This window comes from Verrucomicrobiota bacterium JB022, assembly GCA_030673845.1.
Lineage (GTDB): Bacteria > Verrucomicrobiota > Verrucomicrobiia > Opitutales > Oceanipulchritudinaceae > WOUP01.
The window spans coordinates 318639-342346 of sequence record JAUTCQ010000017.1 but is presented as its reverse complement, the minus strand read 5'-3'; the positions used below and the strand labels follow the sequence as shown (position 1 = coordinate 342346).

20 protein-coding genes are annotated in these 23708 nt (G+C 63.1%); 13 read left to right on the top strand and 7 right to left on the bottom strand.

The window, feature by feature from the left end; genetic code table 11:
- Positions 1–40: 40 nt before the first annotated feature.
- A complete protein-coding gene (locus tag Q7P63_14215; GenBank protein ID MDP0501245.1) occupies positions 41–655 on the top strand; it encodes a PEP-CTERM sorting domain-containing protein in 615 nt (204 codons plus the stop codon).
- A gap of 1922 nt (positions 656–2577) precedes the next feature.
- Here Q7P63_14215 and Q7P63_14210 read toward each other — a convergent pair.
- Both Q7P63_14210 and Q7P63_14205 read right to left on the bottom strand, forming a co-directional pair.
- The gene (locus Q7P63_14210) at positions 2578–4614 is read right to left on the bottom strand and encodes a hypothetical protein (protein MDP0501244.1); all 2037 of its coding nucleotides are present in this window, start codon (positions 4612–4614) and stop codon (positions 2578–2580) included.
- A gap of 196 nt (positions 4615–4810) precedes the next feature.
- The gene (locus Q7P63_14205; protein MDP0501243.1) at positions 4811–6289 is read right to left on the bottom strand and encodes an alanine/glycine:cation symporter family protein; all 1479 of its coding nucleotides are present in this window, start codon (positions 6287–6289) and stop codon (positions 4811–4813) included.
- Between the two features lie 146 nt (positions 6290–6435).
- Here Q7P63_14205 and ggt point away from each other — a divergent pair, with 146 nt between their 5' ends.
- Both ggt and Q7P63_14195 read left to right on the top strand, forming a co-directional pair.
- The gene (gene ggt / locus Q7P63_14200) at positions 6436–8184 is read left to right on the top strand and encodes a gamma-glutamyltransferase (protein MDP0501242.1); all 1749 of its coding nucleotides are present in this window, start codon (positions 6436–6438) and stop codon (positions 8182–8184) included.
- Between the two features lie 24 nt (positions 8185–8208).
- Entirely contained in the window at positions 8209–9471 is a 1263-nt protein-coding gene (locus tag Q7P63_14195) for a dipeptidase (GenBank protein ID MDP0501241.1), read from the top strand.
- A gap of 4 nt (positions 9472–9475) precedes the next feature.
- Here Q7P63_14195 and Q7P63_14190 read toward each other — a convergent pair whose 3' ends face one another.
- Positions 9476–9778: a Dabb family protein gene (locus Q7P63_14190; GenBank protein MDP0501240.1), complete on the bottom strand. Its 303-nt coding sequence runs from the start codon at positions 9776–9778 to the stop codon at positions 9476–9478.
- Between the two features lie 323 nt (positions 9779–10101).
- Between Q7P63_14190 and Q7P63_14185 the strand changes: the two genes are divergently transcribed.
- The 9 genes from Q7P63_14185 (at position 10102) to Q7P63_14145 (ending at position 18818) form a co-directional block, all read left to right on the top strand.
- Complete coding sequence (locus tag Q7P63_14185; protein MDP0501239.1) at positions 10102–10821, top strand: hypothetical protein; 720 nt, start codon at positions 10102–10104, stop codon at positions 10819–10821.
- 139 nt (positions 10822–10960) lie between these two features.
- The gene (gene rplM, locus Q7P63_14180) at positions 10961–11389 is read left to right on the top strand and encodes a 50S ribosomal protein L13 (protein MDP0501238.1); all 429 of its coding nucleotides are present in this window, start codon (positions 10961–10963) and stop codon (positions 11387–11389) included.
- A gap of 22 nt (positions 11390–11411) precedes the next feature.
- A complete protein-coding gene (gene rpsI / locus Q7P63_14175; GenBank protein MDP0501237.1) occupies positions 11412–11816 on the top strand; it encodes a 30S ribosomal protein S9 in 405 nt (134 codons plus the stop codon).
- Positions 11817–11955: 139 nt separating this feature from the next.
- Positions 11956–12981: an N-acetyl-gamma-glutamyl-phosphate reductase gene (argC, locus tag Q7P63_14170; GenBank protein ID MDP0501236.1), complete on the top strand. Its 1026-nt coding sequence runs from the start codon at positions 11956–11958 to the stop codon at positions 12979–12981.
- 33 nt (positions 12982–13014) lie between these two features.
- Complete coding sequence (gene argJ / locus Q7P63_14165) at positions 13015–14256, top strand: bifunctional glutamate N-acetyltransferase/amino-acid acetyltransferase ArgJ (GenBank protein MDP0501235.1); 1242 nt, start codon at positions 13015–13017, stop codon at positions 14254–14256.
- 12 nt (positions 14257–14268) lie between these two features.
- Entirely contained in the window at positions 14269–15150 is an 882-nt protein-coding gene (gene argB, locus Q7P63_14160) for an acetylglutamate kinase (GenBank protein MDP0501234.1), read from the top strand.
- On the top strand, positions 15150–16385 hold the full coding sequence (locus Q7P63_14155; GenBank protein ID MDP0501233.1) for an acetylornithine/succinylornithine family transaminase: 1236 nt from the start codon (positions 15150–15152) through the stop codon (positions 16383–16385). Before argB ends, Q7P63_14155 begins: the two co-directional genes overlap by 1 nt.
- Positions 16386–16397: 12 nt before the next feature.
- The gene (argF, locus tag Q7P63_14150; protein ID MDP0501232.1) at positions 16398–17342 is read left to right on the top strand and encodes an ornithine carbamoyltransferase; all 945 of its coding nucleotides are present in this window, start codon (positions 16398–16400) and stop codon (positions 17340–17342) included.
- Between the two features lie 222 nt (positions 17343–17564).
- A complete protein-coding gene (locus Q7P63_14145) occupies positions 17565–18818 on the top strand; it encodes an argininosuccinate synthase (protein MDP0501231.1) in 1254 nt (417 codons plus the stop codon).
- Between the two features lie 9 nt (positions 18819–18827).
- Here the strand turns inward: Q7P63_14145 and Q7P63_14140 are convergent, their stop codons facing one another.
- The 4 genes from Q7P63_14140 to Q7P63_14125 form a co-directional block, all read right to left on the bottom strand.
- Positions 18828–19121: a hypothetical protein gene (locus Q7P63_14140; protein ID MDP0501230.1), complete on the bottom strand. Its 294-nt coding sequence runs from the start codon at positions 19119–19121 to the stop codon at positions 18828–18830.
- A 37-nt stretch (positions 19122–19158) separates the two neighbouring features.
- The gene (locus Q7P63_14135) at positions 19159–19497 is read right to left on the bottom strand and encodes a hypothetical protein (GenBank protein MDP0501229.1); all 339 of its coding nucleotides are present in this window, start codon (positions 19495–19497) and stop codon (positions 19159–19161) included.
- 94 nt (positions 19498–19591) lie between these two features.
- The gene (locus tag Q7P63_14130) at positions 19592–20176 is read right to left on the bottom strand and encodes a DapH/DapD/GlmU-related protein (protein MDP0501228.1); all 585 of its coding nucleotides are present in this window, start codon (positions 20174–20176) and stop codon (positions 19592–19594) included.
- A gap of 253 nt (positions 20177–20429) precedes the next feature.
- Positions 20430–20705, bottom strand: a complete 276-nt coding sequence (locus tag Q7P63_14125) for a hypothetical protein (GenBank protein MDP0501227.1) — start codon at positions 20703–20705, stop codon at positions 20430–20432.
- A 180-nt stretch (positions 20706–20885) separates the two neighbouring features.
- Here Q7P63_14125 and leuS point away from each other — a divergent pair, with 180 nt between their 5' ends.
- Positions 20886–23465, top strand: coding sequence for a leucine--tRNA ligase (leuS, locus tag Q7P63_14120; protein MDP0501226.1), 2580 nt, complete (start codon positions 20886–20888; stop codon positions 23463–23465).
- Positions 23466–23708 lie beyond the last annotated feature (243 nt).

Here is a 23708-nt window from a genome sequence, read left to right as displayed (position 1 = left end):
ACATAGGATATAAACCCTACTCAATCCGTTAGAAAACATCATGAAACGTCTCATCACCTTCGCCGCACTGACCGCTGGCATCCTCTCCCAGTCGTTCGCAGCTCTCTCCATCGATTTGTCATTTGACTCGACGGAGATCAGCCAGGCCACCACGGGTACTTATACGATCACTGGTTCCTTCATCGTCAACGGATACGGTAGCGGAAGTGGCGTGTTCTTTACTCCGCTACCGCAAGGTGGAATGTCGGAAACGGCCACGGTTTCCGATTTCTACTTATCCCTCCAGTCGACCTCGCTGAGCGGAACCGCTGAATACGACTCTACCCCCTTCGTTTTCCAAGGGGCAAATTTTAACTTCACGCTGGATTCCATGATGTTCGGCGATAGCATTTCTTTCTACGGCGATCTAACGAGCGATTCGGACACTAGCGTTTTATGGACCCAGCTCCTCACGGTCGATCTGTCAGGTACGTTTGAGGTCAGTTACTTATCTGGCAACCCGAATCCGGAAGCCATTAGCGGCTCTTATGCCAACGACGCTTTCGTGGTAAACGGAGCCGCCCCGGCCCCAGCAGTGCCCGAGCCCTCCACCTACGCCGCTCTGGCGGGCTTGGCCACGCTTGCGTTTGCGGCCTTCCGTCGTCGCAAGGCGTAAGCGTCACCCATTTTTCCTTTTGCTTGGCCCTGTCGTTTAACGCGGCAGGGCTTTCTTGTTGCTGCCCATCCAGCCAGACGGGCAGCGCGGCCCAGTCCGGTGACTGATTGCCCTCGACGGTTACGCCCTCACTCAACTCGAAGCGCAGGCCGACGGCGACGGGCGGCTGACCTTGGCCGGAGTAGCGGACCGTGTTGTCGCGGAAGCTGAAGCCGCCGACGCGCAGGGCTTTGACGAGATGCCCGCTGGGCGTGGCGATGCGGTTGCCCTCGACGCGGATACCTCGGTGGTAGGACTCACGTGTATCGCGGATGCCGCCGGCGAGCGGCATCACTTGCAGCACGGGCAAAGTCGGGTGCAACATCTCGATCTCGTTGCCCCGGATCAGCACGTCGCGCACGGGGCCGGACTCGTGCCAGTAATGGCTGTCGCCCTCGATTAAAATGCCCTGCAGGCTAGGGCGGAGAAAGCGGCAGTCTTCGATCCGCACCCGGCCCTGCGTCGTCACCAGCACGGAACGTGCGCGGTTGTCGCGGACTTCGCAGCGCAGCATCACGAGGTCGGGCTGCCAACTGGGGTTGTCCACCACCCAGCCCGGGCCCACGTCCTCCGGCAAGGGCTCGGCAAAGTGCAGAATGGCGTAGCTTTCGTTGACCCACTCCACGCGCCCCACCGCCAGCTCCGGGCCGGGGATGAGGGTTGCGGCGGTGGAAAAACGCAGGGTGTCGCCCGCCTCGGCAAAACGGTGGCCCGTCTGCTGAAAGTGGTTGATGCGCACCCCCAGTCGGTGGGCGTCGAGGCGCTCGCGCACCGGCAGGTAGACGCCGTGGACGTTGAGCCCGTCGTCGAACATCCGGGCAAAGACGCAGTCTTCGAGGCGGATCGTACCGCCGCAGCCCACAAAGTGCGTGGCGTCGGCCGTGGTCGAAAGCGTGCGACCGCTGCCAGGAGGCGGCACCACCTGCAGGGCACGCAAGGTCACGTCGCGGCAGCGTTCGGCAATCACGCCCATACCGCCCGCGTGGTGAATCGTCACCCGTTCGAGCGTCACGCGGTCGCTGGATTGCAGGTGGATGGCGGGCGAAAGGCGGTTGAGCCCGGTGATCGGCGTCTGCCCTGCCCGGCCCTTCGCCACGTAGATCCAGCCGACCTCCGGCAGGCGCTCGCTAACGCCGGTCAGGCGAATCCGCCCGGGGGCCACGGCCTCGACCTTGCTCGGCTGCTGCGCTTCGGCATCCCAACGGTGGTAGTTGAGCGGGCCGTAGGGGTTGGTCGACTCGGGCACCATGGGGCCGTCTTTGCTGACGAACCAGCCGCCCCATTCGAGGTTGCGCCGCCAGGAAGTGCGCTCGTCCCCCGTCTGCTCGCCGTGAAGCAGCACGCCTTCGCGGATCTCGTAGTCGATGCCGGGCAGAACCTCCAGTTCGTAGCTGCGGGCTTCGGGATCGACCGCCACCACCCGGCCTTGAAAATGGAACGGCACCGCCCAATCAATAGAAAAGCCCCGCAGGGTGATGTCGCGCGAGTCTTCAACCGTAAACGGCACTATCTGGCCGTGAAAGATCAACTGGGTATCTTCGCCTTCGATCGTGAGCCCGTTGAAGCCGAAGAGAGGGAACGCGATCGCCTTGAGCCCGTTGTCGTGGTTGCTGATCGCTCGATAGGCCTCGTTGGCCCGCTCGGGGTGGAAATCGTAGCGGCCCGGCGGCAAGCGGAGCACGTCGGCACCCTGTTCGCGGCACGCCTCCAGCGCCGCACGGATCGCCGGGGTTGCGTCCTGCCCCTCGCGCAGGCCAAAGTCGCGCGCGTCGAGCGTGAGAGCTGCGACGGCAGGCACGCTGAGCAGCCAGGCGAGGCAACCGAGCAGAAACGGCCCTCCCCACCCCGGGGAGAGCCGCCAGTTCCGATAGACTATCCGTGTCTCAGTCATCCTGATTGTCTACATTGGTCGCGTCGTGGATGGCGAAAACCGCATCCACGGTCCGGGTCTCGCCCGAGAAGTCGTTGCCCTGGATCAGCACGTCGTCGGCGTCGGACACTTCAAGAATTACGTTGTCCTGGTTTGGCACGCGGAAGCCCGTGAGCGTCGACGACGATACGTCGTTGTCGAGAATGTCGACCGCCGCGACATTGCTGGCGCGAATGGCGTAGCGGCTCCAGTCGACGATGTCGTTACCCGCGATGACGAAGTTCTGATGCAACTGGGCTGCGCTGTCGCTACGGTCGGCCTTCGAGATGCGGAGGGTGATGGAGCCCTGATCGATCGCATTTTCGGAATAGGTGCAGCCGAGGAAGGTGTTGTTCCGCACCTGGATGTTGCGCGAATAGAGACCGTTGTACCACAAGTCGGCCTCGTTTTCGAAGAGCACGCCGGCCACGCCGAGTTGCGAGAACAGGTTGCCCTCCACCACGCCATTGACACCACGGATGATCGCGCCATGGCGGCGCCCGGGCCCGAAGGTGTTGTTGCGGATGGCAAAATCGGCATTGGCCATCCCGTAATTGAAGAACTGGTCCACCTCGTCGCGCGCCCCGGTCAGGATCAGGCCAGACTCGTCCACCTCGTCGTCGAGCTGGAGCTGGTAGAGCCCACCACCGAGCGAGGTGCGGGTGACGACCGTGTATTCGCCCAGAACGGTGCCATGGGTGGGAGAAAACAGCACGAGGTCGTCACCCGCAAAGACGGACCAACTGCTCGGTTGGCGGATCGTGACGAGGTGGGCGTCGGTGTCGTCGACGTCCGTAATTTCGAGGCCCTTGAGGTAGAGCGCCACGATGTCGTCGCCAATGCCTTCCACCGTGCACCCCTCGACCCATGGGCCGATGGGGTTGGAGTTGCTATGCACAAAGTCGGCATTCGCCCCCCAGATGCGCCCGCTCTTGATCAGCGAGTTACAGTTGAGCACCTTCACGTCGCTCGACCACATCATGGAGTAGTGGCCAGCCGGCGCGGCGTAGTTGGTGATGTTGGAGAACGTCACCCCCTTGGCGCGGTCGGAGGTAAACATGGGCTCGGCCCCTTCGCGGGCGAAGTGGATGTAACGGTCGCCCACGTCGTAGAAGCGCAGGTAGTTGGTGTGTGACAGCGCAAAGGTAAAGACGTCGGGGTCGCTCGTGGATTGCGTCACGTTACTGGTGTAAAACGTCTGCAGCAGACGGCTGCCGTCCTTCAGCTTGCCGTCGACGACGTCGTCGAGCACGCAGCCCCAGGTCGTCCAGCTCGCCAGCATGTGGGCGTCATTGAAACGGGGCGAGTTGGGCAACACCTCCATGGTGACGGAGCCCGTGCCCGCATTGCTCGTCCCGGTGATCTCCGCCACCGCGTAGGGCAAGGGCGTGTAGTCGATCACGAAGTCTTCGACCAGGATGTTGGTCGTGTCGTCGAGGAAGATGAAGCCCGAGGCAGGCGAGGTGATGTTGATGTTCGCGCCATTGCCGTCGATCCACACGTGGTCAGCGTAGCGCAGGTTGAGCACGAAGTCGTAGGTGGCGCCGCTGGGCGGAGCGAGATCGTAGGTGCCAGGCGCAAACTCGACATACACCGCACCACTCGGCAGCGCCGCATTGATCGCGCTCTGGATAGCAGCCGCGTCGTCGCTGGGGTCGACCGAAACGACGTTGACGGGCGTGCTGACGGCAAAGCTGCTGCCGCTGGCCCAGGCGCTGGTGGCGGAAGCGTCGTCGACGGCTCGCACCCGCCAGTAGTAGGTGCCCACGCCAAGGGCCGCTGGTCGAGCGTAGCGTGAGATCTGCGAAGTGGTATCGACCACCACCGTGGTGAAGAACGAGTCGCTCGCAATCTGCACCTGGTAGTGCGCGGCGTCGGTGCTGTCGGCCCAATCGAAGGAGGGGAACGGGAAGACGGGGGTGAGGCCGCTATTGACCTCCAGGCTGGTGGGTAGGGATGGGGCCGCCGCCAGCGAAGCCGCCGGCAGGAGTAGGCAAAGCCAGAGTTTCATGGGAGAGATGGGGTTGGGAGTGAGTGGTCGCCAATGGGGTCGGCAACGCGGCCTGTTATGCCCCTCCCCCAGCCCCCCGGCTACGCCCGCACCATTTCACAGTTGACCACCCTCTCTTCTCGTGCCGCCTGTGCTTTTGTGAAATCGGCAGAGGGAGGGACAGGGCCTCACGCCAAGACGCCGAGCACGGTATCCCCTACCGTTCCCCGACGGCGACGCGTTCGGGCTCGGCTTCGGCTTCTTCGTTGCGGGCAATCCAGTAGTTGGCGTTGTCGTGCCCCATTTCGAGCGGGCGATAGACCGGATCGAGCCCTTGCTTTTGCTGGCGCTCGTAGTCGCGCAGGCATTCGAGAGCAGGCTTTTGCAGCAGCAGAATAGCAATGAAGTTGAGCCACGCCGTGAGCCCCACGCCCACATCGCCCAGCGCCCAGGCCAGATCGGCGGTATTGACGGAGCAATACAGCGTGATGCCAAGAAAGATGACGCGCACCGCCAGAATCGAACGCCAGCGCGTGACCGGGCTCTTGATCAGGTAGGCCACATTCGTCTCTGCGTAGTAGTAATAGGCCATCAGGGTGGTGAAGGCGAAGAAGAAGAGCGCGACCGCCACAAAAGCGCTGCCGAAGCCGGGAAGAACGCTGTCGACCGCCATCTGGGTATAGATCGGCCCGTCGGGTGTGCCCGGCAAGTTCTCGATAATAAAGCCATCGGCCCCGTTGGATACGTTGTAAAGCCCCGAGACAAGGATCATGAAGCCGGTCGCCGAGCAGACGAGCCAGGTGTCGAAATAGACCGAAAATGCCTGCACGAGGCCTTGCTTGGCCGGGTGGTCGACCACTGCAGTGGCGGCAGCCATCGGCGCCGTGCCTTGCCCCGCCTCATTGGAGTAGATGCCACGCTTGACGCCCATCGAAATGGCCGCGCCCAGAATGCCCCCGAAGGCCGCATCGGCCCCGAACGCGCTGCGCACGACCAGCATGAACACCTCGGGCACCTTTGTGATGTTGATCCCCACCACCACGAGCGCGACGAGGATGTAACCGATCGCCATGATCGGCACCACATATTGAGCGGTCCGCCCGATCCGCTTGACCCCGCCGAAAATGATCAGGCTGAGCAACACGACGATCACCGCCCCCATCGTCAGGCGCGGGATGCCAAAGGCTTCCTCGGTCGCCACGACGATGCTGTTGGCCTGGATGCCCGGCAGGCAGAGCCCGGTGGCAATGAGCATCGCGACAGCGAAGAGCGCCGCGAACCACTTGATGCCCAACCCCTTTTCGATGTAGTAAGAGGGGCCGCCCCGGAATTCGCCGTCGACCTCCCGCTTGTAGATCTGGGCCAGCGTCGCCTCGACAAAGCCCGAGCCCGCACCGACGAACGCAATCACCCACATCCAGAAGAGCGCGCCCGGGCCGCCCATCGCAATGGCGGTCGCCACCCCGGCGATATTCCCCGTGCCCACGCGACCGGAGACGGCCAGCGCGAAGGCCTGGAACGACGTCAGCCCCTGGTGCGACTTGTCGCCCCCAAAGAGGTAGCTGAACATGTCTTTGACGTGCCGCAACTGGAGGAAGCGGGTCGCAAACGAAAAATAGAGCCCGGTACCGAGGGCGAGAAAGATAAGCGCGGGACTCCAAATGATCCCGTTTAGCCAGTTGACGAGCTCAGCCATGCGTGGGCATCAGCATACGAAATACCGCAATCAGGTCCATCCGAATATCTGATCGTATTTTCGCTATCCTAACCTACTGTTGAGCCATTTTGCGCAAAGGTGCCACGTTGGCCGCCCATCGGCAGTAAAGCTGCTGCCAGCCGCGCATGGCACCTGCACCTTCTCTTGGCTCATTGCGTCGTTGGCTCTGCGGAGCCGTGTCCCTCACCCTGCCCCTGGGCGCCCAATCGGCCCTGTCGGCGGAAGAAATGCCAGTCTACAGTAGCGTGGCCACGGCCCACCCGAGCGTCGCACAGCACGGGATGGTGACGAGCCGGGAGACGCTGGCCACGCAGGCCGGGCTCGACATCCTCAAAAACGGCGGCAATGCCGTCGACGCAGCGGTGGCCGTAGGCTTTGCCCTGGCCGTAACCTGCCCGCAGGCGGGGAACCTGGGTGGCGGCGGCTTCATGCTCGTCCACGATGCCAAGAGCGGCGAGACGGTCGCGATCGACTACCGCGAAAAGGCCCCGCTGGCCGCCACGCGCGACATGTTCCTCGACGCCGAGGGCAACGTAGTTTCGGAACGCTCGCGCTACAGCCACCTCGCCGCCGGGGTCCCCGGCACCGTCGCGGGGCTCGCGATGGCGTTGGAAAAATACGGCACCATCAGCCTCGCCGATGCCCTCGCCCCCGCCATCAAACTGGCGGAAGACGGCTTCCCGGTGGGGATGGACTTGTATGCGTCCCTGGTTGACGGCAAGGAACGGCTCAGCCAGTCGCCCGAGGCCATGGCCATGTATTACCATGAGGATGGCACGCCCTACCAGGTGGGCGAGACCTTGAAAGTGCCCGCGCTGGCCAAGAGCCTGCGCCTGATCGCCAAAGAGGGCCCGAAGGCCTTCTACGAGGGAGCCATCGGCGAGGCGCTGGTGGCCGACATGGAGGCCAATGGCGGCATCATCACCGCCGAAGACCTCAAGATCTACCGCCCCTCGGTCCGCCAACCCGTCTCCGGCACCTACCGCGGCTACGACGTCATTTCGATGCCGCCCCCCAGCTCCGGCGGCGTCCACATCGTGCAGATCCTGAACATTCTGGAAGGCTTCGACCTGCCCGCGATGGGCCACAACAGCGCCCGCACCGTCAACACGATGGCCGAAGCGATGAAGTATGCCTACGCCGACCGCTCCAAGCACCTCGGCGACAGCGACTTTGAGCCGGTGCCGCTCGAATGGCTGCTCTCCAAGAGCTATGCCGACGAGATCCGCACCAAGATCGACCCCGCCAAATCCACCCCGAGCAAGGAGATCCTGCCCGGCGAAGCGCCGCATGAGGGCCTTGATACCACCAACTTTGGCGTGATGGACGAATACGGCAACGCGGTCGTCAACACCTACACGATCAACTTTTCCTTCGGCTCCAAGATCCTCGTGCCGGGCATGGGCTTCTTCCTCAACAACGAGATGGACGACTTTTCGGCCAAGCCGGGCGTGCCCAACGCCTTCGGCCTGATCGGCGGCGAGTTCAACGCCATCGAGTCCGAGAAGCGCATGCTCAGCAGCATGTCCCCCACCCTCGTGATGAAAGACGGTCGCCCCTTCCTCATCTCGGGCAGTCGCGGCGGCAGTCTGATCATCACCCAGACGCTCCAGGTGCTGCTCAACGTGATCGACTTCGACATGAACATCGCCGAAGCCGTCGCCGCCCCGCGCATGCACCACCAGTGGCTGCCCGACCGGCTGGCGGTCGAGCGCGGCTTCAGCCCCGACACCCTCGAGCTGCTCAAGGAAATGGGCCACGAAGTCAACGTCGGCTGGGCCATGGGCACGACCAACTCGATCCTCTACCGCGATGGCTTTTTCTACGGCGCCGGCGATCCGCGCCGCCCCGACACCGCCGCCCTCGGTTACTAATCGTCCCTTCCTTTAACTGCCTTCATGAAGCACCTCTCCACTCTTCTCCTCGCCGTGTCCACACTGCTGCCGCTCGCGCCCCTGCAGGCCCAATCGGGCGAGCCCCGCACCGACTGGAGCGAAGAACAGCTCCGCGCCGAAGCCAAGCGCCTGATGGACAGCTTTCTGACCATCGACACCCACATGGACGTGCCCATCGTGCTGCGCCGCCCCGGCTTCGACATCAGCCACCGGCACAGCTGGGAAGAGCACGCCAGCCAGGTCGACTTCCCGCGCATGAAAGACGGGAACCTCGACGGCGGCTTCTTCGTCGTCTACGTCGGCCAGGGGCCGCTGACCCCCGAAGGCCGCAAGCACGCCATCGAGGAGGGCTTCACCATCGCCAACGTCATCCACGAAGTTGCCGCGCAGCACCCGGAGCTGTGCGGCATTGCCACCACCCCGGAGGAGGCCGAAGCCCTGCGCGCCCAAGGCAAGCACGTCATCTTCCTCGGGATCGAGAACGGCTACACCATCGGCCGCAATATCGACCTGCTCCAAGATTATTACGACCTCGGTGTGCGCTACTTTGGCGTCACCCACAGCCGCAACAACGACCTCGGCGACTCGTCGACGGACAAGGATGCCCTGCACTTCGGGCTCAGCACGCTCGGCAAGGCGGCCATCGAAGAATGCAACCGCCTGGGCATCATGGTCGATATTTCCCACGCGGCGGACAAGACGGTGTGGGACATCCTCGAAATCTCCCAGGCCCCCGTCATCGCCTCCCACAGCGGCTGCTACGTATGCTTTGCGCACCCCCGCTCGCTCAACGACCCGCTCCTGCAGGCGGTGGCCAAAAAAGGCGGCGTGGTGCAGATGAACGTCTTCAGCGGCTACATGATGACGGAGCAGGTCGACCCGGAGCGCGCCAACGCCTACCGCGCCTACTTCCAGAAGTATGGAGACTGGGGCAACCTGAGCCCCGCCGAGCAACAGGCGGCGATCGAGGAGCGCGTCGCGATCGAAAAGAAGTACCCGCGCCCGCTCGTGCCGCTGAAGGACGTAGTCGACCATATCGACCACATGGTGGAAGTCATGGGCATCGACCACATTGGCATCAGTGGCGATTTTGACGGTGGCGGCGGCGCTGCCGACCTGATGAGCGTCGGCGACTTCACCAACGTGACGGTCGAGATGCTCCGCCGCGGCTATACGGAGGAAGACTTGCGGAAGTTCTGGGGCGGCAACGCCATGCGCGTCCTCGACGAAGCCGCCGCCGTCGCCGCCCGCCTTCAAGGCGAATGACTTCCTAAGCCTCGTAATCGACCGCCGCGATCGAAGAGGCCACCTTCTTGATAAAACCGATCACCTCCTGGTGGGCGGGATGGACCTGGTAGCGCTTCATCGCCTCCAGGTCGTCGAACGCGCTGTAGAGCGCCAGATCCCACGAGCGCTCGCTGCGGATCATGTCGACCCCCACTTCGAGCGCGCGGATTTCGGCGATCTTGGCCGGCAGGCTCTCGAGCTGGCGCTTTACCTCCAGGGCGTTGCCGGCGGCGTCGCGGCCCTCGGCCTCAGGCTGGAAACGGAAGAATACGATGTGCTTCAACATGCGGGCAGAGGTATGCGATGGGGCCGGGAGGTGCCAGCCAAAAGGGTGTGGACGCCAAAAACTGCCCCCTGCTCAAAATTTTTTGCAAAGATTTTTCCTCAGCTAAAAACACCGCTTATCCTGAGCAAAACCGCTCACACTTGCCTTCCATCATGCAAAAACACCTCTCGAACTCGTGAGATTCCCCCAGTAAAGGCGTTTGGCCTGCATTGTGCTGCATGCCGCCCCGCAACCCTATTGATTTGACAGAACCAGAGGCACCATCCATACGTGCAGTCTCTCAAGTTCTCAGATTAGCTAGACCAACCAAACCAACTACAAAGATGAACAAGTTCCAGGCTATCATGATCGCTGCTCTTGGCAGCGTCTCCGCTCTGAGCGCCCAAAGCGTCGACAACATCTCCGTCAGCACCACCTTCGCCTTCGAGAACTCCTACGTGTTCCGCGGCGCCCAACTCGCCGAAGAAACCTTCATGCCGGCGATCGACTTCAGCGCCGACAACGTGTATTTCGGCGTGTGGGGTGCCCTCCCGGTGACCGGCGCTGGCGACAGCGAAGTGGACATCTACGGTGGTTACGGTTTTGAGCTCTCCGAAATCGTCTCCCTCGACGTCGGCGGCACCTACTACGCCTACCCGGATAGCGAAGACTTCGAAAACGACAACACCTTCGAAATCTACGCAGGTGCTTCGTTCGACGTGCTCCTGAGCCCGGCCGTTTATGTGTTCTACGACTTCGACCTCGAGAACTTCACGATTGAAGCCTCCGCTGGCTACAGCTACGCCCTGACCGACAGCCTCTCCGCCGACGCCTCCGTGTTCGCCGGCTGGGTTGACCTTGGCGACGCTGGTTCGGATTTCTACGAAACTGAGTCCTTCGACGACTACTGGTACTACGGTGTGAGCGCCGCCCTGAGCTATGCCCTCGCCGAAAACGCCAGCCTCACCGGCTACGTGAACTACTCGGGCTCCAACGAGCGCCAGATGTACAGCAACGACAAGAGCGAAGTGTGGTACGGCGTGTCCGTCACCACCGGTTTCTAAGTCGTTACGGGACGCATCGCGTTTCTTTTTTCTTGCGCACTCGAAGCAATTCGGGTGCGCTTCTTTTTTACCCACCCGCGAGTCGTTTCTGGGTTGACACTGCTACCCTCTTCCGACTTGCTACACGTTTTTTCCAGCAATGAAGAGCTTTCTCGCCAAACAGACCGACGTAAACCCGCAATGGTATGTGGTCGACGCGACTGACCAGGTGCTCGGTCGCCTTGCGGTCAAGATCGCGAACGTCCTCCGCGGTCGCCACCGCCCGACTTACACCCCCCACACCGACACGGGCGACTTCGTGATCGTCATCAATGCCGACAAGGTCGCCGTGACGGGGAACAAGGAGCTGAACAAGAAGTATATGTTCTACTCTGGCTGGTGGGGTAATGAAAAGCATATCAGCCTTGCCGACTTCCGCGCCCGCCGCCCGGAATTCATCATCGAGAACGCCGTGAAGGGCATGCTGCCCCGCAACCGCCTTGCCCGCGCTCAGATGAAAAAGCTCCGCATCTACGCTGGCAGCGAGCACCCGCATGAAGCCCAACAGCCCAAAAAGCTGGAAATCTAGAACCTTTTTCTGCAGCTAACAGATGAGCAGCCTTACCGCTAACACCTTCCTTGGTACCGGTCGTCGCAAGACGGCTTCCGCTCGCGTGCGCCTCCAAACCGGCGGCACCGGCCAAATCACCGTCAACGGCCGCGCTTTCGAAGACTACTGCTACGACGAGAACCTGCAGCGTATCGCCAGCGCCCCCCTCACGACGGTGGACCAGCGCGAGAGCGTGGACCTCGTGGTGAAGGTAATCGGCGGCGGCCCCATCGGCCAGGCCGAAGCGATCGCCCACGGCCTCGCCCGTGCGCTCGAGCGCATGAACCCCGAGCTGCGCCCCGCCCTGAAGAAGGCCGGTCACCTCAAGCGCGACCCCCGTCGTCGCGAGCGTAAGAAGGCCGGTCAACCGGGCGCCCGCAAGCGCTTCCAGTTCTCCAAGCGCTAAGGCGAACTGCCTCCCTACAGCCGCAATCTTTGCAGGCCTGTGCTCGTGGGCAAACGCCCGGCGAGCACAGGCTTTTTGCTTTTCAGCACCTGTTATTCCTGATTAACGTTCCCTTTTCCCCACTTTCCCCGCCCCGCTTATGACGCAAGTTGGTATCGTTGGTGCATCCGGCTATTCCGGAGAAATCCTGATCGACCTGCTGGCCCGCCACCCGCAAGTCACTCTCAGCGTGGTCGGCTCGCGCAGCCTCGCCGGCAAGCGGGTGTACGAAGTGATGCCGCACTTGCGCGGCACGGTCGGCAATCTCGAGTTTACCGCTTCCGACGTGGAGCAACTCTCGGCGGCCCCGGTGGATGTGTATTTCCTCGCCCTGCCCCACGGGGTGGCGGCCGATTTTGCGCTGCCCCTCGTCGAAGCCGGCAAGCGGGTGATCGACTTGAGCGCCGACTTCCGGCTCGATACGCCAGAGCGCTACAAGGCCAACTACGGTCACGACCACCCGGCGCCCCAGTGGCTGGCGAAGGTGCCCTACGTGATTCCCGAACTGCTGTCGCAAGAGCAGTGGCAGGACGCCCGGCTGATTGCGAGCCCTGGCTGCTACCCGACCAGCGTGCAGCTGCCCCTCGTCCCCCTGCTCAAGGCGGGCGTGATCGAGGCCGAGAATATCATCATCAGCAGCGTCAGCGGCGTCAGCGGCGCGGGCAAGAAGGCGACCGAATTCTACAGCTTCTCCGAGCGGTGGGAGAGCGTGGTAGCCTACGGGCTGCCCCACCACCGCCACGCGGGCGAAATCGAGCAGCAACTGAGCCTCGCCGCCCAGCGCGACGTAACGGTGCAGTTCATCCCCCACCTCGTGCCGATGAAGCGGGGCATCGAGAGCACCATCGTGGCCAAGGCCAAGGGCAGCCTCGACGACGTCTACGCGGCGTGGAGCGAAGCCTACGGTGGCCGCCCCTTCGTCATTTCCCGCAAGCCCGGCGACTTCCCCGAGACCAAGGACGTGCACGGCACCAACCGGTGCGACATGTGCGCCACCTACGATCCGCGGACCGGCAACCTCATTTTCAACAGCGTGATCGACAACCTCGTCAAAGGGGCCAGCGGCCAGGCCGTGCAGATCATGAACCTCTGCCTGGGCCTGCCGGAAGCAACCGGCCTGCTCTGACCCTCGACGCCCGCCTTTTAACTGATCCAAACGATGCCCTTGTTTTACGAAGTCCTCTCGCCCTCCGGGCTGACTGACACGCCTGGATTCCAGGCCGCCGCCGTCGCGGCCGACATCCGCCGCAAGGGCACCGACCGCCTGGACCTTGCCGTCGCCTACTCCGAGCAGCCTTGCACAGCGGCGGGCGTCTTCACGCAGCACGCGTTGCCCGCCGCGCCCGTCCAGCTCTGCCGGGAAATCCTGAAGTCCGCCCAGCCCTGCCACGGCCTCGTCGCCAACAGCGGCAACGCCAACGCCTGCACGGGTGACGAGGGTCGGAAAGACGCGGAGGCGATGCAGCAGGCAACCGCACGCGCGCTCCGGCAAGAAGGCAAAGGCTTTTTCGTGGCCTCGACCGGCCGGATCGGCCAGCCGCTGCCGATGGACGTAATCCTGCCGGGCATCCAGCAGGCCGCCCAGCAGCTCGGCTCGACCCACATCGAAGGCCTGAAGGCCGCCGACGCCATCCTTACCTCCGACACGCGGCCCAAGGTCGTGACCGTGAAGGTGCCGGTGGGCGAGCAGGAGATCACCCTCTCCGCCATGGCCAAGGGTGCGGGCATGATCGAGCCCAACATGGCCACGATGCTCGCCTTTATCGCGACCGATGCGAAGGTCGAGCAGCCCCTGCTCCAGCAGATGCTTTCCCGCTTCGTGGTCGATACCTTCAACGCGATCAGCGTCGACGGCGACATGAGCACCAACGACACCGTCCTGGTGCTCGCCAACGGCGTCAGCGGCATCGAGATCACGGCAGAATCGGAAGCGCTCGCCGCCTTTGAAACTGCACTGCACCACGTCTGCCAACGCCTGGCCCGCATGATCGTGGGCGATGGCGAGCGCATCACCAAGGTCGTGGAGCTGAAGGTGACGGGCGCCGCCTCGCTGGAGGACGCCGAGAAGGTGGCCCGCGCGATCGGCAACAGCCTGCTCGTCAAGAGCTCCTGGTATGGCAACGACCCGAACTGGGGCCGGATCCTCGACGCGGCCGGCTATGCGGGCGTGCCCATGCGCGAGGAAGAGATCGAGCTGTATTACCGCGCGAGCGCCAACACGCCCGCCGTGCCCGCCTTCGTCAAGGCGCGGCTCTACCCCGACCTCAAGCCGACCTGGAAGCAGATCGTGAGCCTGCCCAACTTCACGATCGAGCTGCACCTGGGTCAGGGCGAGGCCAGCCAGCGCTTCTTCGCGGCCGACCTCACCGAGGGCTACGTGGACTACAACAAATCCGAATAAGCTTTTCCGACTGTGATCGACATCGACATCCAGACCAAGACCGAGGTCCTGCTCGAGGCCCTGCCCTACATCCAGCGCTTTCGCGACTCCATCTTCGTGGTGAAGTTTGGCGGCTCGTTCATGGACACCGAGCAGGCGCAGCATGGCGTCTCGCTCGACCTCGCGTTCCTCGCGGCGGTGGGCCTGCGCGTCGTCGTCGTGCACGGCGGCGGCCCGGCGATCAACCAGGCGATGGCCGAAGCCAAGCTCGAGCCCGTCTTCATCAACGGCTTGCGCGTGACCGACGCCGCGACGGTGAAAATCGTCGAGCAGGTGCTCAACGGCAAAATCAACGCTGGCATCTGCGATAACCTGCGCTCCAAGGGTGCCCAGCCTGCCGGGGTGCGCGGCCAGGACGTGCTCACCTGCCACCGCCTGACCGCCGACGCCGACGGCCAACCGGTCGACCTCGGCTATGTGGGCGTGGTCGACGCCGTCGATGCCGACGCGATCCAGACCCAGATCGACCAAGGCAAGCTGCCCGTAATTTCCCCCGTCGCCAAAGACGTGAATGGCGACCTCCACAACGTGAACGCCGATGTGGCTGCCGCTGCCGTGGCCGCTGCTCTCGGTGCGCGCCGCCTCGTCTACCTCTGCGACGTGCCCGGCCTGCTGCGCAACCCGAAGGACCCCAGCACCCTCATCTCAACCCTCCCGGTCGAGCAAGTGAAGCTGCTGAAGGCCGACGGCACCATCGGCAAGGGCATGCTCCCCAAGGTGGACAGCGCCGTGAACGCGGTCAACCAAGGCGTGCACCGCGTTCACTTCATCGACGGCCGGCTGCCGCACAGCCTGCTGCTCGAAATCTTTACCGACAAAGGTGTCGGCACAGAAATCGTCAAAACACAGGATTAATGGCCTCCGTAACCGCCAGCAAAGTCACCAGTCAGCGCGTGGCCGCCCAGTATGAGGCGCACGTGATGAAGAACTATGCACCCGCCCCGTTCACAGCCGTGCGCGGCCAGGGTAGCTATGTCTGGGATGCCGAGGGCCGACGTTATCTCGATTTTTGCTCCGGCATCGCCACCAATACGCTCGGGCACGCCCACCCTCACTGGGTGCAGGTGGTGCAGCAGCAGGCTTCCCAGCTCGCCCACCTCAGCAACCTCTACCACTTCGAGACGCAAGGCCGGCTGGCCCAGCGGTTGTGCGAGCGCGCAGGCGAAGGCCGGGCGTTCTTCTGCAACAGCGGCACCGAAGCCAATGAGGCCCTGATCAAGCTGGCCCGGCTCTGGGGCCGCCAGCGCGCAGGGGGCGAAGCGGGCAAGATCTACAAGGTCGTGACCGCCGAGAAAGCCTTCCACGGGCGGACGTTTGGCGGGATGGCCGCCACCCCGCAGGCGAAGATCCAGCACGGCTTCGAACCGATGCTGCCGGGCTTTGCTCACGCGGAGTTCAACAACGTGCAGGCCTTTGCCGATGCGATCGACGACGCCACCTGTGCGGTGATGATCGAAACGATCCAGGGCGAAAGCGGCGTGTTGCCGGCTACGGTCGAGTTTCTCCAAGGCCTGCGCGAGCTGTGCGACGAGCGGGGCGTGATGCTGCTGATCGACGAAGTCCAGTGCGGCATCGGCCGGACGGGCACCTTCTTTGCCTATGAAAAGGCCGGGATTGTGCCTGATGCCATCGGCATGGCCAAGGGCCTCGGCGGTGGCTTCCCCATCGGTGCCATCTGGGCGCGGCGCGGCTACGACGAGCTCTTTACCGCCGGCAGCCACGGCTCGACCTTCGGGGGCAACCCGCTGGCCTGCGCCGCCGCCAACGCAGTGATCGACGCCATCGAGCAGGAAGACTTGCTCGAAAAGGTGACGACCCAGTCCCAGGCCTTCGTGGCACAACTGGAGGATATGGTGCGCCGCCACCCGGAGAAGCTTTCGGGCGTCCGGGGGCAAGGCTACCACCTCGCGCTCGTCGTCAAGGGCGACCCGAGCTTCTGGATGGGCAAGCTGCGCGAGCAAGGGCTGCTCACCGTCCGCGGCGGCACGGATGCGATCCGTCTCCTGCCGGCGCTCAACGCCTCGATGCGCGACCTCGAAAACGGCATCGAGATCCTCGATTTTGTCTTTGGCACCACGCCCACAGCCTAACTACCTGAACCGATGGCGAGAAGTTTCCTGCAAGATACCGACTTTACCCGCGACGAGGCCGAGGAGATCTTCCAACTGGCCAAGTCCCTCAAAGAAGGCCGTGGCCGCTCCAGCCAGCCCCGCCCGCTGGAAGGGCAGACTTGGGCGCTGATCTTCCACAAGAGCAGCACCCGCACCCGCGTGTCCTTCGAAGTCGGCATCCACGAGCTGGGCGGCCACCCGATGTACCTCGACCAGAGCAAGACGCAGATGGGCCGGGGTGAAACGGTGGCCGATACCGCCCGCGTACTCAGCCGCTACATCCACGGCATCGTCATCCGCACCTTCAGCCACGACGTGGTGGAAGAGCTGGCGCGCGAAGGCACCGTGCCCGTCGTCAACGCGCTGACCGACCTGCTGCACCCCTGCCAGATCTATAGCGACCTCTTTACGCTGATCGAGCGTTGGGCCCAGCCCGGCAAGTCGCTTGTCGACTCGCTCGCAGGCCGCAAGATCACGTTTGTGGGCGACTGCGCGAGCAACATGGCCCATAGCTGGATCCTCGGCGCGGCGCACTTCGGCATGCAGATCAGCCTTACCGGGCCGGAGAAATACCGCCCCCGCCCCGTCGTCGACACGCTGTTACGCCAGGCCGGGCTCAAGCCCACCTACGAGTTTACCACCGATGCCAAGGCTGCCGCCAAGGACGCCGACGTGGTCTACACCGACGTGTGGGTGAGCATGGGCGACGAGGCCGAGAAGGAAGCCCGCCTGCGCGAGCTCGCCCCTTATCAGGTCGACGCCACCATGATGGCCGAGGCCCGCCCCGGTGCCTACTTCATGCACTGCCTCCCCGCCCACGAAGGCGAAGAGGTGTCCGCTGAAGTCTACCAGAGCCCCCAGTCCATCGTCTACGACGAGGCCGAAAACCGCCTCCACGTGCAGAAGGCGATCCTCTGCAAACTCGCCGAAGCCTAGGAGAAAATTGGAACAGGAGTTAAAAGGAGTGAAAAAGAGTTCCTGATCGCAGAGGATGAGAACGCGAAGGGGCTGGGTATAAGTTTTGCCCTTTCTGTCTTCGCGTTCTCGAAGTTCTGCGGTAAAATCCTCTTCGTTCACCTCGTTACCTTCTGTTCCAAACCGCCTCTTTTTAACTCCTTTTAACTCCTTTTAACTCCTGTTCATCACACCTTTTTTCCCATGAAGATTGTGCTCGCCTACTCCGGGGGTCTGGATACCTCCGTGCTCGTCCACTGGTTGAAGGACCACTACAACGCCGAGATCGTGACCTTCGCGGCCGATGTCGGCCAGGAAGAGGAGCTCGACGGTCTGGCCGCCAAGGCCAAGGCAACCGGGGCCAGCGCCCACTACACCGTGGACCTCGTGGAGGAATTCGCCCGCGACTTCATCTACCCGATGATGCGCGCCAACGCGATCTACGAGAGCCAGTATTACCTCGGCACCTCCATCGCCCGCCCGCTGATCGCCAAGGCCCACCTCGCCATCGTGGAAGCCGAAAAGGCCGACGCGGTCGCCCACGGCGCCACCGGCAAGGGCAACGACCAGGTCCGCTTCGAGCTGACCTACGCCGCCCTCGCCCCGGATGTGAAGATCATCTCGCCCTGGCGCATGGAAGTGTTCCGCCAGCAGTTCCCCGGCCGTAAGGAAATGATCGCCTACTGCAACGAGAACGGCGTGCAGATCGAGGCCAGCTCCAAGAAGCCCTACTCGATGGACCGCAACCTCCTGCACATCTCCTACGAAGCCGGCATCCTCGAAGACCCGAACTTCGACCCCACCACGCCGGATAACAAGGACATGTTCAAGCTGACGACCGCGCCGGAAGACGCGCCGGACACCCCGGAATACGTCGAGCTGACCTTCGAAAAGGGCGACTGCGTGGCCGTGAACGGCGAAACGCTGACGCCCGGCCAAGTGCTGAAGAAGCTGAACAAGCTGGCTGGCAAGCACGGCATCGGCCGCGTCGACCTCGTCGAAAACCGCTTTGTGGGCATGAAGAGCCGCGGCGTGTATGAGACCCCGGGCGGCACCATCCTGCTGCAAGGCCGTCGTCAGGTCGAGACTCTCACGATGGACCGCGACCTGATGCACCTGCGCGACAGCCTCGTGCCCAAGTATGCCGAGCTGGTCTACTACGGCTTCTGGTATGCGCCGGAGCGCGAGGCCCTGCAGTCGTTCTTCGACAGCGCCGCCCGCACCGTGACCGGCACCGTGCGCCTCAAGCTCTACAAGGGCAACGTCATCACCGTCGGCCGCCAAAGCCCGCTCTCGATGTACGACGAAAGCGTGGCCTCGATGGAAGGCGTGAAGAGCGAATACAACCCCGACGACGCCACGGGCTTCATCCGCCTGCAAGCGCTGCGCCTGCGCGCCCGCGCCCGCCGCCAAGGCATTCCCGCCAGCCTCGCGACCGACAACCTCGTCCGCGAGTAAGGCCCTGCCTCAACGAGTTTCCCCAGGCGCTTCCGTTTCGGCGGGAGCGCCTTTTTTGTGGGCAAAAATGGAAGATCTAATTCCAGCGCTAAGCGTGTAACCGCCCCATCCAATCAAGCCCACCGCCACAACCACACCGGTCAACAGCGCGGCACTCCAGAAAGCGTTTCCTGCCCAGCCCCAAGCCTCTGGTTGATTCGGAAGTCCAGACACGGTAAATGCCCGGCTTGCCAGCAAAAGAATACAGGTCGTCAATAAACTCACGCCAATCAGCGAGAGGCTTAAGCCCAAGAGCCACTTCATCCGTGTAAATCCGTGTTTATCCGTGGCCCCATAGCCCCTAGGCGAAGATGATGTGGTATTCCTTGCGCAAGTCGCGGGCCTTGCTGGCTTCCTTCCAGTGGCGGATGGCAAAGACGAGCGTCGCGACGAGGCCGAGCCCGGCGATGATCACCATGCCGAGCGCAAGCGATTCGCTCTGCAGGCGCGGCGCGACAAAGGTAGCGGGCACACAGGTGAAGAAATAGATCTTGCAGGCCCGCATGAGCAGGTCGAGGGCCTTGCGCTGCTGCGTGCGCCACTCGCGGAACTGCTCGGGAGTCGCCTTGCTCAACGGCGATTCCTCCATTTGCCGCAGACGGGCCCGCTTGCGCATCGTGTCGAGGGCGACGATCGCCATGAAAAGCGTGAGGATGAGAACCATAGGATACCGCCCTCAGGTTCGCGCCCCGGCCCGCCCGGCACAAGCGGATTTATCGGCAAATGCGCCCGGCTCAGGATACGAGGGCGTTGAGCGCTTCCTCTTCGCACGTGGCCCGGGCTGAGCGGCGCCGAATGACGCGCGCTGGGTTGCCGCCGATTATCAAATCGGGCTCGTCGAAGGACTGCGTGACGATGGCCCCTGCCCCCACGATGCAGCGCGCGCCCAGGCGCACCCCCGGCAGGATCACCGCGTTGGCGCCGATCCAGCAATCGTCGCCAATCTCGACCGGCGCCCCTTGCTGCCAGGCATCGACTTGTCGGTCGCGGTGGTTGGCGCTGATGATCTTGACCCCTGGGCCGATCAGCACGCGCCGCCCGAGGTAAATGCCGTTGTTGGGCTGGAAGTAGCACCCGGCCGAGCGGGCGAAGCTGCGCAGCGTTTCATCGTCTGGGTGGTAGCGCAGCTTTTGCGGGTTCACCACGCGAGACGTAAAGTGCACCGCGTGCGGGAAGTCGGCATTAAGGCCGACAAGGCGTTGGACGAAGAAGTTGATCAGGCGTAGCGCCACATCTGATCGTCTGGGGGATTTCAGGAGGGCAGGAAGCATGGGCCGGAAGCGATGAGAGATGGTGGTTTCGCTTTCAGCGGAGGCCATGCCAGCACAAATAGCGGGCCAATACACCCGTACGCCCGGGTGTTCAGACAAGTAAAAAGACTGTAATGACATCGAACCGGGCAAGGAGCGGGATCAGCACCAGCCGATTACCCCAACGCCCATCTCCTGGGCAGCATCAGCGGCCCGGATCAATCGGCAGCCGCCGGTGCGCATCCTTCAACCTGCAAGGCCAAAACTGACGTTAGGCAGGCGATGTGCAACTAAAGTAAATCTGCAAACTCCTCGCGCTTAACTAACGCAAGCGACGCCCGCAGCCCCGGCAATGGCTCGGATTGATCGAGTGGCCCAAGTGGCTCTGACAGGCGGGGCAACGCCAGGTGCTGGCCGAAAAGAGGATACCGCTCGTGATCAGGACCACGCTCAGGCTCAGCGCACCGTTGAGCGGCAGGCGCAGGTAGGGTTGGTCGAAATGCTGACCCAGGGCCATGACAAAAAGAGCGCAGACGATGCCCATGGTCAGCAATAGCTGATAGCGTCGACGCCGTTGGACTTCGGAACGGATACTCATGACATTGCAGAATGAGAGCTAGATCGGGTCTCAGCCTAGCAGAGACATAGGCACAATGGCCCATTGTCCGGCTTTTTGCAAATATCGCACCTGATTTTCTCAACCTATCGTGCACGCCCTTCCGGCGTTGACCTCCGCCGCCCCGCGCCGCAAGCTGGCCGCTTTACCTAGAGAGCGATCATGGCCACGCAGTGCAAAGATTACGACTTTTCGGCGATTGAAGCCTATTGGCAAAAGCAATGGGCGGTGGAAAAAACCTTCCGCGCAATCGACGGAGACACGACGCGCCCCAAATACTACGTCATGGAGATGTATCCCTACCCCTCCGGGGCGGGCCTCCATGCGGGCCACGCGGAGAACTTTACCGGGGGCGACGTGCTCGCGCGCTACAAGTGGGCCACCGGCCACAATGTGCTGCACCCGATGGGTTGGGACGCCTTTGGCCTGCCGGCGGAGCAGTATGCGATCAAGACGGGTCAGCACCCGCGCGTGACGACCCAGCAAAACGTCAAGAATTTCACCAGTCAGCTGAACAAGCTGGGCCTCGCCATCGACTGGGACCGCGAGATCAACACGACCGACCCGATCTACTTCAAGTGGACGCAGTGGATCTTCCTGCAGCTCTACAAGCACGGTCTGGCCTACGTCAGCGAGCAGCCCGTCAACTGGTGCCCCGCGCTCGGCACCGTGCTGGCCAATGAGGAAGTGATCGACGGCAAGAGCGAAGTCGGCGGCCACCCCGTGGTGCGCAAGAACCTGCGCCAATGGGTGCTGCGCATCACCAACTACGCCGAGAAGCTGTTGCAGGGCCTCGAAAACGTCAACTGGCCCGAATCGTCGAAAAAGCAGCAGGCCCACTGGATCGGCCGCAGCACCGGCGCGCAAGTCACGTTTGACGTGGCCGAGAGCGATGCGCAGATCGAGATTTACACCACCCGGCCCGACACGCTCTTTGGCGTCACCTACATGGTGCTCTCGCCCGAGCACAAGCTGGTGCCGCAACTGACCAACGAGGCGCAGCGCCCCCTCGTCGACGCCTACATCGAGGCGGCGGCGAAAAAGAGCGACCTGGAGCGCACCGAGCTGGCCAAGGTCAAGACGGGCGTCTTCACCGGCAGCTACGCGCTCAACCCCGTCAACGGCAAGCGCGTGCCCATCTGGATCGCCGATTACGTGCTGGCCAGCTACGGCACCGGCGCGATCATGGCCGTGCCCGGTCAGGACGAGCGCGACTGGGAATTTGCCGAGACGTACGACCTGCCGATCCTGCGTACGGTGCAGCCGCCGGAGGACTTCAATGGACGAGCTTACACCGGCGACGGCCCCGCGATCAACAGCGACTTCCTCAACGGCATGCAGATCGAGGAGGCCAAGGCCGCCATGATCAAGTGGCTGGAGCAGAAGCAGCGCGGTCAGGCCCAGGTCAATTACCGCCTGCGCGACTGGCTCTTCAGCCGTCAGCGTTATTGGGGCGAGCCCTTCCCCATCGTCTTTGTCGATCAGGCCGCCTACGAGCAAGCCAAGGCCCTTGGCGGCGAAGTGGCAGACAACATGCCGACCGAAGCCGTGGCCTACGCAGACCAGGGCGAGACCTTCTACGGCCTGCCTGTGCCCCCCTCGCAACTGCCGCTGACGTTGCCGGAGACGGAAAACTATCAGCCGAGCGGCACCGGCGAAAGCCCGCTGGCCAAGATCACCAAGTGGGTCGACATCTGGTTCAACCTGCGCACGGGTGAAGGCGTCAGCCGCACCGAAGAGCGCCCGCAAGGCGACGAATGGGTGCCCGCCCGCCGCGAAACCAACACCATGCCGCAGTGGGCCGGTAGCTGCTGGTATTACCTGCGCTACCTCGATCCCAAGAACGTGGACGAATTGATCGCGCCGGAAATCCGCGACTACTGGGGCAGTGTCGACTTTTACATGGGCGGCACCGAGCACGTAACGCTTCACCTGCTCTACGCCCGCTTCTGGCACCAGGTGCTCGTCGACATCGGCGTGCTGAAGGAGCCCGAGCCCTTCCTGCGCCTCTTCCACCAGGGCATCATCCTCGGCGAAGACGGCGAAAAGATGTCCAAGAGCCGCGGCAACGTGGTCAACCCCGACGACTACATCAGCGAGTTCGGGGCCGACGCCCTGCGCGCCTACCTCATGTTTATGGGGCCGCTCGAAGACATGAAGCCGTGGAAGAGCGACGGCATCAAGGGCGTCTACCGCTTCCTCCAGAAGACGTGGAACGAGTTCTGCGGGCGCGACGGCAGCCTCAACGCCAAGGTGCAGACCGAAGGCGACGAGCAGCCCGATACGCTCAAGCTGCTGCACGAGACGATCAAGAAGGTGTCGGAAGACATGGAGCACATCCGCTTCAACACGGCCGTCAGCCAGATGATGATCTTCATGAACCACGTGACAAAGGCCGAGACCGTCCAGGCCTCGACCGGCCGCACTCTCGCCCAGTTGCTCGCCCCCATCTGCCCGCACATCGCGGAAGAGCTGTGGGCGCGCCTCGGCGGCGAAGGCACCGTGGCCAAGGCACCGTGGCCGAAGTACGACGCCTCGCTGCTTGAATCCTCGGAGGTGAAGATCGGCCTGCTGATCAACGGCAAGCCGCGCGGCGAAGCCCTCGTCGCCAAAGACGCCACGCAAGCCCAGGTGCTCGAACAGGCCAAGGCCGACCCGAAGGTGGCCCCCCACCTCGAAGGCAAGACGATCCGCAAGGTCATCTACGTCCCCGGCAAGATCCTCAACGTGGTAGCGAATTAGGGGAGATTGGTGGTTTGATTTGTGACGGGCGTGTCTTCACCAAGGCACGCCCGTTTTGTTGGAGCGGTGTAGGCGCGCTGGCACCCAAAGGGTGCTTTTCCGTTTTTGTGGCATTACCGGAAGTCGTCGCTAACGCTCCGAAATCCGGCTAATCGCTGGCATCCTGCGGATGCTCTGGCTCTTTGCGGGAGAAAGCTTTCCTGCATCCCTTCAGGGATGTCAGCGATTAGCCGCGATGTCGCC

What these genes read in the sequence shown, in the direction of transcription:
- Q7P63_14190 (MDP0501240.1), bottom strand. Translation starts at nt 9,778, where the DNA reads ATGTTGAAGCACATCGTATTCTTCCGTTTCCAGCCTGAGGCCGAGGGC.
- Q7P63_14185 (MDP0501239.1), top strand. Translation starts at nt 10,102, where the DNA reads ATGAACAAGTTCCAGGCTATCATGATCGCTGCTCTTGGCAGCGTCTCC.
- Q7P63_14125 (MDP0501227.1), bottom strand. Translation starts at nt 20,705, where the DNA reads ATGAGTATCCGTTCCGAAGTCCAACGGCGTCGACGCTATCAGCTATTG.
- Q7P63_14205 (MDP0501243.1), bottom strand. Translation starts at nt 6,289, where the DNA reads ATGGCTGAGCTCGTCAACTGGCTAAACGGGATCATTTGGAGTCCCGCG.
- argF (MDP0501232.1), top strand. Translation starts at nt 16,398, where the DNA reads ATGGCGAGAAGTTTCCTGCAAGATACCGACTTTACCCGCGACGAGGCC.
- rpsI (MDP0501237.1), top strand. Translation starts at nt 11,412, where the DNA reads ATGAGCAGCCTTACCGCTAACACCTTCCTTGGTACCGGTCGTCGCAAG.
- leuS (MDP0501226.1), top strand. Translation starts at nt 20,886, where the DNA reads ATGGCCACGCAGTGCAAAGATTACGACTTTTCGGCGATTGAAGCCTAT.
- Q7P63_14195 (MDP0501241.1), top strand. Translation starts at nt 8,209, where the DNA reads ATGAAGCACCTCTCCACTCTTCTCCTCGCCGTGTCCACACTGCTGCCG.
- Q7P63_14130 (MDP0501228.1), bottom strand. Translation starts at nt 20,176, where the DNA reads ATGGCCTCCGCTGAAAGCGAAACCACCATCTCTCATCGCTTCCGGCCC.
- Q7P63_14155 (MDP0501233.1), top strand. Translation starts at nt 15,150, where the DNA reads ATGGCCTCCGTAACCGCCAGCAAAGTCACCAGTCAGCGCGTGGCCGCC.
- Q7P63_14215 (MDP0501245.1), top strand. Translation starts at nt 41, where the DNA reads ATGAAACGTCTCATCACCTTCGCCGCACTGACCGCTGGCATCCTCTCC.
- argC (MDP0501236.1), top strand. Translation starts at nt 11,956, where the DNA reads ATGACGCAAGTTGGTATCGTTGGTGCATCCGGCTATTCCGGAGAAATC.
- Q7P63_14140 (MDP0501230.1), bottom strand. Translation starts at nt 19,121, where the DNA reads ATGAAGTGGCTCTTGGGCTTAAGCCTCTCGCTGATTGGCGTGAGTTTA.
- argJ (MDP0501235.1), top strand. Translation starts at nt 13,015, where the DNA reads ATGCCCTTGTTTTACGAAGTCCTCTCGCCCTCCGGGCTGACTGACACG.
- rplM (MDP0501238.1), top strand. Translation starts at nt 10,961, where the DNA reads ATGAAGAGCTTTCTCGCCAAACAGACCGACGTAAACCCGCAATGGTAT.
- ggt (MDP0501242.1), top strand. Translation starts at nt 6,436, where the DNA reads ATGGCACCTGCACCTTCTCTTGGCTCATTGCGTCGTTGGCTCTGCGGA.
- Q7P63_14135 (MDP0501229.1), bottom strand. Translation starts at nt 19,497, where the DNA reads ATGGCGATCGTCGCCCTCGACACGATGCGCAAGCGGGCCCGTCTGCGG.
- Q7P63_14210 (MDP0501244.1), bottom strand. Translation starts at nt 4,614, where the DNA reads ATGAAACTCTGGCTTTGCCTACTCCTGCCGGCGGCTTCGCTGGCGGCG.
- Q7P63_14145 (MDP0501231.1), top strand. Translation starts at nt 17,565, where the DNA reads ATGAAGATTGTGCTCGCCTACTCCGGGGGTCTGGATACCTCCGTGCTC.